General features: G+C 46.6%; 10 protein-coding genes. 7 read left to right on the top strand and 3 right to left on the bottom strand.

Annotated elements, in window-relative coordinates; genetic code table 11:
- Positions 1-43: 43 nt before the first annotated feature.
- Positions 44-946, bottom strand: coding sequence for a DMT family transporter (locus WH95_RS03420; RefSeq protein ID WP_046502872.1), 903 nt, complete (start codon positions 944-946; stop codon positions 44-46).
- Positions 947-1,171: 225 nt separating this feature from the next.
- Here WH95_RS03420 and WH95_RS03415 point away from each other — a divergent pair, with 225 nt between their 5' ends.
- The 6 genes from WH95_RS03415 (at position 1,172) to pgmG (ending at position 7,414) form a co-directional block, all read left to right on the top strand.
- Complete coding sequence (locus WH95_RS03415) at positions 1,172-2,014, top strand: division plane positioning ATPase MipZ (RefSeq protein WP_046502870.1); 843 nt, start codon at positions 1,172-1,174, stop codon at positions 2,012-2,014.
- A gap of 163 nt (positions 2,015-2,177) precedes the next feature.
- On the top strand, positions 2,178-2,909 hold the full coding sequence (locus tag WH95_RS03410; RefSeq protein WP_245622932.1) for a VWA domain-containing protein: 732 nt from the start codon (positions 2,178-2,180) through the stop codon (positions 2,907-2,909).
- A gap of 38 nt (positions 2,910-2,947) precedes the next feature.
- A complete protein-coding gene (locus WH95_RS03405; RefSeq protein WP_052741755.1) occupies positions 2,948-3,694 on the top strand; it encodes a DnaJ domain-containing protein in 747 nt (248 codons plus the stop codon).
- A gap of 64 nt (positions 3,695-3,758) precedes the next feature.
- Positions 3,759-4,631, top strand: coding sequence for a UTP--glucose-1-phosphate uridylyltransferase GalU (gene galU / locus WH95_RS03400; RefSeq protein WP_046502868.1), 873 nt, complete (start codon positions 3,759-3,761; stop codon positions 4,629-4,631).
- Between the two features lie 45 nt (positions 4,632-4,676).
- Positions 4,677-6,002: a UDP-glucose dehydrogenase family protein gene (locus WH95_RS03395; RefSeq protein WP_046502865.1), complete on the top strand. Its 1,326-nt coding sequence runs from the start codon at positions 4,677-4,679 to the stop codon at positions 6,000-6,002.
- A gap of 32 nt (positions 6,003-6,034) precedes the next feature.
- On the top strand, positions 6,035-7,414 hold the full coding sequence (gene pgmG, locus WH95_RS03390; RefSeq protein WP_218044438.1) for a phosphoglucomutase/phosphomannomutase PgmG: 1,380 nt from the start codon (positions 6,035-6,037) through the stop codon (positions 7,412-7,414).
- A 223-nt stretch (positions 7,415-7,637) separates the two neighbouring features.
- Here the strand turns inward: pgmG and WH95_RS03385 are convergent, their stop codons facing one another.
- Entirely contained in the window at positions 7,638-8,876 is a 1,239-nt protein-coding gene (locus WH95_RS03385) for a D-alanyl-D-alanine carboxypeptidase (RefSeq protein ID WP_046502861.1), read from the bottom strand.
- Between the two features lie 236 nt (positions 8,877-9,112).
- On the opposite strand from WH95_RS03385, the gene WH95_RS03380 reads away from it, so the two are divergent.
- Positions 9,113-9,802, top strand: a complete 690-nt coding sequence (locus tag WH95_RS03380) for a hypothetical protein (RefSeq protein ID WP_157845875.1) — start codon at positions 9,113-9,115, stop codon at positions 9,800-9,802.
- An 81-nt stretch (positions 9,803-9,883) separates the two neighbouring features.
- On the opposite strand, the gene WH95_RS03375 is transcribed toward WH95_RS03380, so the two are convergent.
- Positions 9,884-13,777: an Ig-like domain-containing protein gene (locus WH95_RS03375; RefSeq protein WP_046502858.1), complete on the bottom strand. Its 3,894-nt coding sequence runs from the start codon at positions 13,775-13,777 to the stop codon at positions 9,884-9,886.
- Positions 13,778-13,970 lie beyond the last annotated feature (193 nt).

Here is a 13,970-nt window from a genome sequence, read left to right as displayed (position 1 = left end):
GGGCACATGTTGTTCCCAGCATTTTTTTATGGCCTCAAAAAGCTTATATATCTTCTTGATATTTTTTAAAGTGCATCCTGCTGACCGCAATTCCAGACAGAATAAGCAACAAGCCTATTATCGTTGTCGATGGTAAGCGTTCCCCCAAAAATAACGCGCCCCATAAAACACCAAAAAATGGAACGAGATAACCGACATAAGACGCAAAGGTGACACCAACCTCCCTGATCAGGTAGAACCTGAGAATAAACGCGAGTGCCGTCGGGATAAGTCCCAGATATAGAAGGGCAAAAATAGAATTGCTTTCACTGGATGCAATTGCGACCCAAGGTGCTTCGAATATAAGGCTGACGGGCAAGATCAGGGCGGTTGCGGATATCAGGATAGAAGCCGTTACCACCGTGTTCGATTTCTCTTTTATTCTTCGTACCAAAATCCCTGAACAGGCATAACACATAGCCGCAAGCATTGTGATGATCTGGGCGTAAAAGTTATCACCAATCCCTGAGAAGCTATCGAGGCCGAGCACAACAAGGACACCCGCGAAACCAACAAGCACACCCAAGAATTTGAACAGGGTAAAGCGGTCATCAGTGCTGAAGAAGTGGGACAGGATGAGGGCGATCAACGGGCCTGTTGCCATCAGGATGGCGGTAAGGCCCGAGCTTATGTATTGTTCGGCCCAACTAATCATGGCAAAAGGGGCCGCCATACTGAAAAAGCTTATCAGAATTATTTGATGCCAGAATTTCGGGTCAGTTGGTAAATGAAGTGACCGAGATCGCATATAGGCATAGATAACAATACTCGCGACCAACAATCGTCCTGCCGCGATGGTCGCGGGGGGAATGTCTTCGACTGTGATTTTGATCGCCAGAAAAGCAGAGCCCCAGATGGCAGCCAAGGATGTTAGTAAAAGAAAATCCCAAAGTGTTGGTGCACGCATTGTTTTGCCTTGAAAAGTATGTGTGGACGACAGCTTTTGCCTCTTGCTTGAAAAATCGCAAGCAAAAAATCGCAAATAAAAAAATCAGGTTTATAAGATTGTTCATGGGGACCATCGGCCCTGAAAATTACAAACAAACTGAAGTTGTATATTCTTTGTGGCTTTATAAGCACTTAAAAGGCATATAGTCTGTTAGGGTTATTATTTTAAATTAGATACTTTTTTATGACTGAGCAGAACGCGCAACATCGTCCCAAAATTGTGGTGATCGGCAATGAAAAGGGCGGATCGGGTAAATCCACAACGACAATGCATCTGGTTGTTTCCCTTCTTAAAGAAGGGTACAGCGTGGGGACAATTGATCTGGATGCGAGACAGGGGACCTTGTCCCGCTATCTAGAGAACAGATCGAACTTCGCCGAAAAATCAGACAGCTTAATACCCATGCCTGAACACAGGCGCGTATATCGTTCCCAAGCGAAAACAACAGAAGAAAGTGAAACGGAAGATCGCGAAAACCTGGAAAAGGCGATGACCGAACTTTGGAAACTGGATTTCATTGTTTTTGATACTCCGGGTAGTGATAACTATCTTTCACGCCTTGGCCACAGCTATGCCGATATTCTGGTCACTCCCTTGAATGACAGCTTTCTCGATATGGATATGTTGGCGAAAGTCGAAGTCCAAAACGATGAGTTGAAATTGACCCCAAGTACCTATAGCCAAATGGTTTGGGAACAACGGCAACAACGGGCTGTTCAGCGGAAAAAACCGATCGACTGGGTGGTGATGCGGAACAGGCTTTCCCATATCGATGCAAAGAACAAAAGAGATATGGGTGTTTTGCTGGAACATTTGGCTAAACGCCTGCAATTCAGGCTGGCGTCTGGTTTTGGAGAACGGGTGATCTTCAGAGAACTCTTTCCCAAGGGTCTTACCTTGCTTGATTTAGATGAAAAAGGAACTGGCGTAACAATGAGCATGAGTCATGTTGCTGCGCGCCAGGAAGTAAGATCATTGTTAAGTGCAATCGGTCTGGATAAGGAGCTCCCCCAAAGGGACGCATAGGCTGTAAAGGATCTCGGGATCGTTCCGACAGGAAACATAAAGGTAGTCAAGATTGTTGTCGTGCAATCAAGGAGACGTTCAAGTCTATGAATTTGAGAGAAGATAACTATATAGTACGAAACGTTCCTTCGTTCTGTTCTCAGATGTGGTAGTGGAATTTTATTTGCCAGGAAAAAAGCCAGTTATATCAGGAAGACAGACTTCCCCGACGGAAAAATCCACTGATAAAGAGGTGGATCGTTTCCTGGACAGGCTTGCGCGTCTTCCGAAAACGACAACGGCAAAGGGGCGTCTGATTTTCGCGTTGGATGCAACGGCAAGCAGGCAGATGACCTGGGATCAGGCCTGTCATATTCAAGCAATGATGTTTGAAGAGGCAGGGCGTGTCGGCGATCTGGAAATTCAGCTGATTTTTTATCGCGGGTTTGGAGAATGCAAAGCCTCTACCTGGGTAAGTGATACCGGGCATTTGACCCGGCTAATGACATCTGTTCAGTGCTTGGCCGGTAGCACGCAAATCGAAAAGGTTTTCAAACGTGCCGTTAAAGAAACCAACAAACAAAAAGTGAATGCGTTGGTTTTTGTCGGGGATGCAATGGAAGAGGATATTGACACCCTTGGTCATCTGGCAGGGCAGCTGGGGCTGCACGGTCTTCCATGTTTTATGTTCCACGAAGGACACGACAGTATTGTTGCAACGGCTTTCAGGCAATTTGCAAGGTTGTCCGGTGGTGCCTATTGTCCTTTTGATGAAGGTGCCGCGCAACAGTTGAAAGATTTATTGGCTGCCGTTGCCGTTTTTGCTGTTGGTGGGCGAAAAGCACTGGCCGATTATTCGATCAAAAACAAGAACAAATCAATGACGGCTAAATTACTCGCTCAAATTCCCGAATGAGCAAAACAACACAATAGAGATCAGCGGAGCTTTTAAACGTGATTGCCTATTTTATTCTTGGCATAGGGTTATTTGTCGGAACAATGTTTTTGGCCCGCTGGTACAGTCGGGCCAACCCGGCAACAGTTCTGAAAACCATTAAAATTATCCTTGCCATAATTGGTCTCTTTATCGCCCTATTTTTGCTTTTCACTGGGCGAATATTCATGGTGCTCGCGGCGATACCTTTACTTCTTCCGATGCTTTTGCGTACGCGGGCACTGTTTTCGCGTTTAAAGGCGGCGAGGGGTGGTACTGCGGGGCAAAGCTCTGAAGTGGTGACAACGTTTCTGAAAATGAAGCTGGATCATGACAGTGGTGAAATGGACGGATTGATTCTGGCTGGTGACCACAAAGGATGCTGGTTGTCTGAATTGAACCTTGATCAGCTTGAAGACCTGTATCGGCATTATAGTGCCGAGGAAATCAAGTCTGCAGAGTTGTTGTCAGCATATGCGTCAAGACGATTTGGTGAGAAGTGGGCGGGTAATGAAGACGAAAGTGCGCAGCAGCGTGATGATGCGGATTATGGCTCAAAAGATAACGAGGCAAAAAATCATATGGGCCATATGGATCGAAAGAAAGCTCTGGAAATTCTGGGGTTAGAGGGGAATCCCTCACCGGATGAAATTCGGCAGGCACACAGGAAATTGATGCAGAAGTTACATCCAGATCATGGTGGGAGCACTTATCTTGCAACGCAGGTCAATCAGGCCAAAGAAATTCTTTTGAAGGGCTCTGGTTGAGTTTCCATCTTTACTATGGCAAAGACATAACTAATTCTAAATTTATTTAAGGAGTGCGGCTTCTATGCGCCGACCCGTTCGAAAAGCGATTTTCCCTGTCGGGGGACTGGGAACCCGATTTCTACCGGCAACAAAAGCAATGCCAAAAGAAATGTTGCCCGTTGTTGACAAGCCGTTGATCCAATATGCGGTCGAAGAGGCTAAAGCTGCCGGAATTGAAGAATTTATTTTCGTGACAGGGCGTGGAAAAACAGCCATCGAAAATCACTTTGATCGCGAATATGAACTGGAATCCGTTCTGGAAAGTCGTGGTAAAGAAAAAGAACTTAAAGATCTGACCAGCCTACTTCTCGAAGCTGGCAGTGTAACCTATATGCGCCAACAAGAGCCTTTGGGGTTAGGGCATGCGGTCTGGTGCGCTCGAAATGCCATCGGGGACGAACCATTTGCTGTCTTGCTTGCCGATGACTTGATCCAGGCTGGCACCCCGTGTCTGAAACAGATGATTGATAACTATCAGGATACAGGCGGACACTTGGTTGCCGTTATGGATGTACCCAGAGAACAGACCAATCGTTATGGTATTCTGGATGTTGTGTCGGAAAAGGGTCCTCTGGCCAAGGCGAAAAGCCTTATTGAAAAACCAGCACCTGAAGATGCGCCTTCTACCCTTTCTATTATCGGGCGTTATGTATTAGACCCGTCTGTCTTTAGGGAACTGGATAAAAAAGAGCGCGGGGCTGGTGGTGAAATCCAGCTTACGGACGCCCTGGCGGCCACGTTGGAGAATGTTGATTTTCACGGTTTACGATTTGATGGGACCAGATTTGATTGCGGCAGCAAGGCCGGGTTTCTGGAAGCAACCATTGCTTTTGCCCTGGAACGCAAAGATCTTGGCGGCCGTATGCGTGACATTCTAAAAAAATACACAAAATAAAGATGATGACAGGTGCCTTGTTTCGGGCATTCTAAGGAGTAAGTAATGCGTATTGCAATGATTGGTACCGGTTATGTCGGCTTGGTATCTGGAACCTGTTTTTCCGAATTTGGAACAGATGTTGTTTGTGTCGATAAAGATGAAAGCAAAATCGAAGGCCTGGAAAATGGTGTGATTCCAATTTTTGAACCGGGCCTTGAGACGCTTGTCAAAAACAATGCCGAAGCGGGACGTTTGACCTTTTCGACTGATCTTGCCGCTGCTGCCAAAGATGCCGATGCTATTTTTATTGCCGTCGGTACGCCCCCAGGGGAAAATGATGGACAGGCTGATCTGTCCTATGTTTATCAGGCTGCAAAAGAAATTGCCGAAGTTATTGATGGTTACAAGGTTATTATAACAAAATCCACGGTGCCTGTTGGAACGGGGCGTGCTGTTGAGCGCATTATTCGCGAAGCACGACCGGATGCGGATTTTGATGTGGTTTCGAACCCTGAGTTTTTGCGTGAAGGGGCCGCTATCAATGATTTTATGCGTCCCGATAGGGTTGTGATCGGTGCTGAAACGAAACGGGCGCAAGAGGTTATGTCGGAGCTTTATCGTCCGTTGTATCTGATTGAAACGCCTATTCTCTTTACCAAACTGGAAACATCCGAGCTAATCAAATATGCGGGCAATGCTTTCCTTGCGACAAAAATTTCCTTTATCAATCAGATGGCTGATCTGTGTGAAAAGGTCGGTGCTGATGTGCATCAGGTTGCCAAAGGTATTGGTCTTGATGGTCGGATCGGGCGCAAGTTTCTGCATGCTGGTCCGGGGTATGGCGGGTCTTGCTTTCCAAAAGATACACAGGCTCTTGCCTATACCGCGCGGGAATATGGGGCACCCGTCAGTTTGGTAGAAGATGTTATTTCCTATAACAGTGCGCGCAAGCGTCAAATGGCTGAAAAGATTATTGCCCAGTGTGGCGGTTCTGTTGACGGTAAAAAAATTGCTATTCTGGGGCTCACATTCAAGCCGAATACTGATGACATGAGAGATTCGCCCAGCCTGGATATTATTCCACATCTGCAGGCGAACGGGGCGCAGATCAGTGCTTATGATCCCGAAGGCATGGCCGAAGCGGCGGAACTGTTATCTGATGTTGATTATGGTGAAAACGCCTATGAAATCATGAAGGATGCGGATGCTCTGGTTATTGTAACAGAATGGAATGAATTCCGTCGGCTTGATCTGGAACGGGTTAAAGGACTGTTGTCATCACCGGTTATGATTGATCTGAGAAATATATATAACCCGGATGAAATGAAAGAAGCGGGTTTTGACTATCTTTGTATTGGTCGCCCCCTTTCTGCATTTTCTGTTGAATAAATCAAACGTTTTAAAACTCTTAACCTGACGAGATCGCCTTGTATAATTTTGATCCGACTATCATCCGTGAATATGATATCAGAGGTATCATCGGTGAAACCCTTTCTGCTGATGATGCAACGGCAATTGGCCGGGCTTTTGGAACAATTATCCGTAGAGCTGGTGGTGACAAAGTTGCTGTCGGATATGATGGCAGAACGTCTTCGCCGGGGTTGGCGGATGCGCTGACACAGGGCTTGAGAGCATCTGGGGTGACGGTCTATGGTGTGGGGCGGGGGCCGACACCTATGCTGTATTTCGCGGCCTATACACTGCCAGTTGATGGTGGCATTATGATTACGGGTTCTCATAATCCGGGGAATCATAACGGGTTTAAGTTGGTCCAGAATAAACAGGCCTTTTTTGGCGAGCAAATCAAAGAAATAGACCGCGTCGCAAAATCGGGGAATTTTGAAGAAGGGGATGGGGATTATATCGAACACCCTATCTTTGATGCCTACATTGGCCGACTTCTTGGAGAAGTTCAATTTCAACACAGCAATCTGAAAGTTGTTTGGGATGCGGGCAATGGTGCCGCTGGTGAAGCGATGACGGCACTGACATCACAGCTGCCAGGACAACATGAGCTGTTGTTTGCAGAAATTGATGGCACGTTTCCAAATCACCATCCCGATCCAACGGTTCCGGAAAACCTTGTTGATTTGCAACGGGGGATTTCTGCAAATAATGCTGATCTGGGTATTGCTTTTGATGGCGATGGCGATCGCATTGGCTTGGTTGATTCCGAAGGTGAAATTCTTTGGGGGGACCAGATTATGCTTTTCCTTGCCAAAGGTGTTTTGAAAGACCTTCCGGGGGCAACTATAATCGCCGATGTCAAAGCAAGTCAGGTTCTTTTTGACGAGATTGAAAAAGCAGGTGGTAAGCCTGTTATGTGGAAAACAGGTCATTCCCATATTAAATCAAAGATGATTGAGCTTAAGGCACCTTTTGCTGGTGAAATGTCGGCACATCTTTTCTTTGCTGATCGCTATTATGGCTATGACGATGCACTGTATGCAGCTGTACGAGTTTTAAATATCCTGGAAACCGAAGGTCTGTCGCTGGCGGAATTCAGAAAATCTCTCCCCAAAGCGGTTAATACCCCTGAAATGCGGTTCGAATGTGACGATACCCGTAAGTTTGCCGTTGTGGATGAAGTTGCTGCGCGATTGGCTGAAGATAACGCAGATGTGGTTTCTGTTGACGGGGTTCGGGTGAATACCGCTGATGGATGGTGGTTGTTACGTGCGTCGAATACCCAGGCTGTTTTGGTTGCGCGCTGTGAAGCATCCACCGAAGAGGGATTGGGGCGGCTACAGGCTCAGCTTGCGGAACAGCTATCGAAAAGTGATGTTGTTTTACCGAACTAAGGCTATTCGACCTGCTTTATAAAGAAGTTGTCGCCTGCATTTAAAAGGCTCAACCGTTGCAGTAAATTGCATTGATACCCTCCGAAAAAAGCCGGCCCAAAAAAAAGCTGACCCCAAAAAAAAGCTGACACAAAATGAATTGTGCCAGCTTTTTTGTCATTTGGATTTGTCTTAGTCACGAGGGGTGACGATGGGTGACAAGACAAGAAAAATTTAAGGTCGCTTAGAATAACCCGGGTGGAACAGCGACACATGACATGCGTTGTTGTTTAAGTTCACGACAGGCATTACGCGCGGCGACTTCATCAAGTCCTTTCAGGCGTGCTCTGTAGAGTGAGCCTTCTGCCTTATCCACCTGTTGAATATGTACTTGTGTGCTTGTTGGGGTTGATTTGATCTGGGCCAAGGCTTGATCTGCTGCCATTTTTGCAGGCTCATAGTTTCTGAATGCACCAACTTGAATACCCCAGTCCGGATTTTCCTGGGCCACACTGTTAGCTGGTTGAACAGCCGCAACCTGATTGGGAGCAATCTGACCGGGAAGCGCCACGTTGGCCGAAGCAGTTAGAATTGGACGGGCTTTGGGTTGTGGTGTTGCAGATACAAAAACGCTTTCACGACGTGGGTTACGTTTTGGTGCAACGGGTAGTTTTGCAACCTGTGTAATGCCGACACGTTTGAAACTTTTATCCAGAATTTCTTTCATATGGCGGTCGCGAGAACGCCCGGTCTTGCCCCCAAAAACAACGCCAATCAGTCGGCGGTCATTGCGGACAACTGATGCCACAAGGTTAAAGCCAGAGGCACGTGTGTACCCCGTTTTGATACCGTCTGTGCCCTGATAGCTGGCCAGTAACTTGTTGTGGTTTCGATAGGACCTGTTTTTGTACTTATAGCTTTGGGTTGAGAACAGGTGATAATACTGCGGAAAGTCACGTTTCAAGGCAATGGCCAGTTTTGCCATATCGCGGGCGGTACTTAACTGGCCACGGTTTGGCAGACCCGAAGCATTGCGGAATGTGGTACGCGTCATGCCAAGAGAATGTGCTTTCTTTGTCATCATTCTGGCAAAGGTCGTTTCTTTGCCACCGATGGCTTCGGCCATAACAACAGCCGCATCATTGGCGGATTTTGTGACCAAAGCCATGATCACGTCTTTGGTCGAAATCGTGCTTTTGTATCGCAAACCAAGTTTTGACGGAGCCATTCCAGCGGCCCGTTTTGATACAGGCAACTTTTGCTTCATGGTCAATTTACCCTTTTCCAAGGCATCAAATGCCATGTAAAGCGTCATCATCTTGGTCAAGGAGGCGGGATAGTTACGCGTGTCTGCGTTTCTACTATAAAGAACTTCGCCAGTATGTGCATCAATCACAAGGGATGCATACTTGGCCTGTGCCGGTGCCATAAGCACGAACAGGGTCAGAAGCATAGTGGAAATGAGCTTCAGTCCTAGGTTCATTAATTCCCCCCTTTTAAATGGGCTTGTAGATAAATCTTAGATGATCTATCGAATGTTATAACTTAAATACGTCTACTAACCATTTAAAACAGAAGGATTCTACATAAAATAGATTCTTCTGTCTAGTTGCCATTAGGATGACATATTTATCTTGAGAATGTGTAAAGATACAATGCCAATGTTAATAAAAGGCAAAAATGGCGGAAAATTGGTTAATTTTACATATTGAGGATAAAATGCGTCTAGCTAAATTCGTCCCACAGGTATTTTCGCCACTGTTTCTTGCTGTGGGCTGTGCTTATCAAGGGAATATCGACAAGCCTTACACTCAAAAAGCAACTTGGTTCAGTTACGTTGGCGGGGATGATATTCGTGCCCGTTGTGCGCCGGGGATTACCGAATATCGGTTGGTGTATAATGCTGTTTATGATGAACAGATTCGCAGTTACGAAATAAAAGGTAAGCCGGGAGGCGCGGCCGAGATGATCTCGAGAGTTCAGGAAGGTCATGGACTTAGAGGATCCAAGATCTCGGTTTCTGATCCTTTGGCACAGTTTGGCTGGGAGAAAGCTACCAAAATGCTCTCTACCGCAGAAGTCCAGGAACTGGAAATGCTTTTGAAAAAATCAAAAGCAGGAGATCCCCATACTAAAGGGAATCGACTACGGTCCGATGACTTCTATTGGGTGTCTGCGCTCTGTTATGATGGTGCTTTTGTTTACAACGGCTGGAAAAGAACACCCGAAGGTTTTGAACACTTGGCCTTCATGCCTTTTTTGCTAAAACATGATGAAACAGGCATAGAACCTAATCCCGTTCGTGACGTCGGTACGAAAAATGCCGCACGGATGCATCAATCCAAAGCTGAAAAGTTAAAGCACTTCGATCTTGAAGTTGATGACAATGGTCTTGTGACTGGTTTTTAGTTTAATATAAACAGCAACAGGCGGGGTACTAACCCGCCTGTTGCTGTTTTAGCCTTAAATCAGGTGACTTGTGCCAATGTATTAGTCGGTTATCAGAATAACTTCATTTTGCACCAGATCATCAATACTGCCCAATTCTGTGATACCTTCTAACCGGGCGACAGTCTGATATTCTGTGCCTTGATTTCCCGTGCTGTTGATCATCAACACTGTATCGCCCTCGACTTCGTCCAACCTGATATAGTTTTCAAGGATAATGTTGTCATCGTTGTCCAAGGTAAGCAGGTCAGAGATATCGAGGATATCGCCTTCGGCAAGATTAAAATCTCTGATTACATCCTGACCTTGATCCAAAGCATTGAAGGTAAAGCGGTCAGCACCGCTGCCGCCGAGAACAGTATCTGAACCATCGCCGCTGATCAGGATGTCGTCGCCATCTCCGCCGTGTAAACCGTCATTCCCAGCACCGCCCAACAGAATATCGTTACCATCGCCTGCGATTAAGAAGTCTTCTTCGACTGTGCCTGTCAATGTCTCGGCCGCTTCTGTACCAAAGATACGGACACCATGATCAAAGGTTCCTTCTGCTCTTTGCGCCCAATCCGGAGCTTCTTCGTTAAACTCTTTCAAGGCATCCCAGCGTGGGGAATTATCAAGAAGGTCCTGTAACGCAGAGAAACTTCCCCAATTACTGTGCACGCCGACTTCCTGGAACTGGTTAAAAAGGGTTGTGCCTTCAATATCTAGCCACCCTTCGTAAACTTGGGCATAGAGATCCCCCATTCTTGGGTCCACATGTAATTCTTGGAAAAACTCTGATAGAGCATCCATAACATCCAATGTTGTGCCGACCATGTGTGATCCGCCTTCATAGGAATTCACGGTCCAGCCATATTGCTGGGCAAATTCAGCCTGTACACGAATATAATCCAAAGCGGTTTCTATTGTCGGGGGGGAGGCCCAGTCGGGTTGCCCGGTCATATCTACGTGCTGTGCTGTCCCTGAAAGCTGTTCAAAGATCATGTCTTTGGCACGTGCTTCACCGAATGTTGATATCCAGTCTATGACCTGTTCGGCGAAACCGCCGTGAGCTGCGGGTGACCCGAAGCCTCCACCAAAATACCAGGTTGTCGAAACTTCATCGAACAGTTCTGATACAGATTTACCAACAGATTCAGCGTAAACTTCTGCACCGCGTACAGCTGTGTACAGAGGCCAGTCGTCATTACGGGTTTGTGTGGCAAGAACGCTGATCAACTGTTCATCTGCTGTATCGCCAAAAGCATCGCGGAAAATATCCTGAACCTGTGCAGATCTGTATCCATAATATTCCCGGTGGGGATGATCACCGAATGTTGTTCCAAAGAGTTCACGGCCAAGAACGTTGGCATCTTCGGTTTGAGAAAAACCGTAGCCGTAGTTCCATACTTCATTGGAATATTCCACATAGGCTTTCAACGAGGGGTCCAGATTTTCTTTTACATAGGCTGCAAATTCCCGGATGTATTCATCTGTAGCATGGAACGGGATTGTGAACCATGGGTCTGTCCCGGTCTGGTTGGCGAGTTCAACCATCACTTCCAGTGGTACACCGGCATCGCGGTTCCAGGCAAGGTCATCAACTTGAGGTTGGTCTGACAGCTCTTTGACTACAGACCCGTTGGTATTCATCCATTCCATAAAGCGGAGGACGCGGAAGTCTTCAACCAGATCCAGCCATTGCGGATTGAAAATTTCTCCAGTTTCGTACAGCTCCAGATAGTCACTTTTTACGACCGAAATGTTTTTGATGTAATCACCGGTTTGATTGGGATCTGTCCCATCAACGTGGACGGTAATTGAATGCTGATCGCCGGAAAGTTCAAAGGTGATTTCCCCGTCCTGCCGGGATAGAACAGTTAAACCATGTCCCTGAAGATTGATTTCTCCTTCCCCTTCGTAGCGTAGAGTGTATTCACCTGCTGTAACTTCCGGATTGTGTTCTGATGCCTTTACATCCATGACAATTGACGTCAGGCGCCAGGCTCCATCAGGCATTTCGGTTATCCAGCCATGGGTGTCTTCCAGACCGGCATCCCGTACTTCCTGCATATCTATGCCGCCCCACCAGCTGCCTTCTTCGGTGACAACCCACTCTCTTGCTTGTTTCATTAAATCCAGGAAGGGGAGGTTTGACCCCCAATCCCGAACAGCAGACAGGTTCATGGCGACAGAGGGGTGTTGCAGTCCTTCAGCAAGATCGGGATCCGGGTCAGGATCGACAGGATCTTCTGTAACATCAAATTCGACAGAGGTTGTGATATGTGCACCGCTATTGTCTGTTGCCGTGATAACGATGTCATGCTGCCCTTCCTGTCCCTGTGCGGGGGAAAGACGCAAGTTCGAGCCTTCTATGGAGGCAAAATCAGCGCCTTCAACGTTAAAGGTCAGGATATCGCCATCCGGGTCTGTGAAACTGGACGAAAGATCAATGAGAATATCGTTGCCAGCTTCAAGGTTTGGAACATGGATAGTGTCTGTAAGTACTGGTGCGTCATTGACAGGCGTAACAGTCAGGGAAACATCCTGTTCGAGAATGTTGCCATCTTCGTCCTGTACTTGATAGCGAAAGGTATCAACACCGTTAAAGTTATCGTCTGGTGTATAGGTAACCGTTCCATCCGGGTTGATAGAAACGGTCCCGTTCTCTGCAGGAAAAACTTGTATGAGAGAGAGCGTATCGCCGTCGGCATCATTGTCGTTAGCCAGTGGATCAATGATAACAGAGGTATCTTCTATGACTTCTGCGTGGTCAGGAATTAGTACCGGAACTGTGTCTTCGGCCGTTTGTGGCGTTACATGAAAACTTACGTTGGTTTCTGCTATCTCGCCACTTGGGTCACGTGCTTGAATGGTGATTGTGTAATCACCTTCGTGTCCCGTAACGGGAGCTAGGCGAAGGATATTTCCTTCGATATTTGCAAAGGAAGCACCAGTTACTGTAAAGCTTAGTTGATCGTTATCTCTGTCACTGAAGTAGCTTGCCAGATTAATTTCAAGATTCTGACCTTCTGCGAGTTCATCCACGGAGATTTCTGCCGAAAGCTCAGGTGCATCATTTATCGGGTTAACATTTACTGTGACGCTTTGGCGGACAAAGTTACCGTCTTCATCAACAACTTTGTAGAGAAAGGTGTCCTGACCATTGAAATCGGCATCGGGTCTGTAAGTTATTGTTCCATCGTCATTCGTCGTAACTTCGCCATGCTCAGCCTGATAGGCATAGGAAAGATAGAGTTGATCACCATCAGCATCATAATCATTGGACAGGACATCAATGATAACGCTGCCATCTTCATTAACCGTGGCTGTATCGGCGGCGAGTACCGGTATGGTATCCGGCGCTTTTGTCAGGTAGGAACGCCCCTGTTCATCTGTTTTTTCTTCCAGATTTTCATCACCGAAATACTGTTCGGGGACTTTGTAAAAAGCATTGCCGTCAAAGATATTTTCAGTTGTTCCATCTTTCTGGGCGTCTATTTGTAACAAACTGCCGCCGCGGTTATCGAAGTAGGTGATCTCTATTTCATAGAGACCGCTTTCAAAGCTGCCTTGTCCTTCACTTCGCCCGGGTGCACGAAGGTCTTCAAAGGAAGTGATAACCTGTCCGCCAATTTTTAATTCAAAGCCATCATCAGTGTAGGCTGAAAAATTGTATGTGCCCGCATCAAGGTAAACGTATCCGGTCAGGGATACCATAAAATGATCGAGGTTTTGATTGGGGGCCCAGGTGGAAAGGCTGTCGATATCATTGCCAAGAAAATCACTGAATGATGTTGGCTCCCAGCCAGTACCTTCACCATAATTCAGGGATCTTGCCGTAAAGGTTGCTTCCGCATATCCCTGTTCATCGCATAATTTTTTGGCTTCGGAAAGGGAGTATATATCCCTTTCAAAAAAGTAAAATCGTCCTTCGAGTCCTTGTGGTGCACCCATCTTGCTTCCTCTCTATTTTCCCATTTAACTCAAAAACCGCACACAAAAATTCAGGGTTTCATGAGTAAAGCCCGGAAATTATATGAAGAACTGATAGGGAAGGTCATACGCCATTCGGGGTATGATCGAGGGTCGAACAGGGATGTCATAACAATGCCACAAGCTAAATAATCTTAATAATTTCTTATAGTTA

Origin of the sequence: Kiloniella litopenaei (assembly GCF_000982415.1) — a bacterium.
GTDB classification, from domain to species: domain Bacteria; phylum Pseudomonadota; class Alphaproteobacteria; order Kiloniellales; family Kiloniellaceae; genus Kiloniella; species Kiloniella litopenaei.
This window is presented reverse-complemented; position numbering and strand designations above follow the sequence as displayed.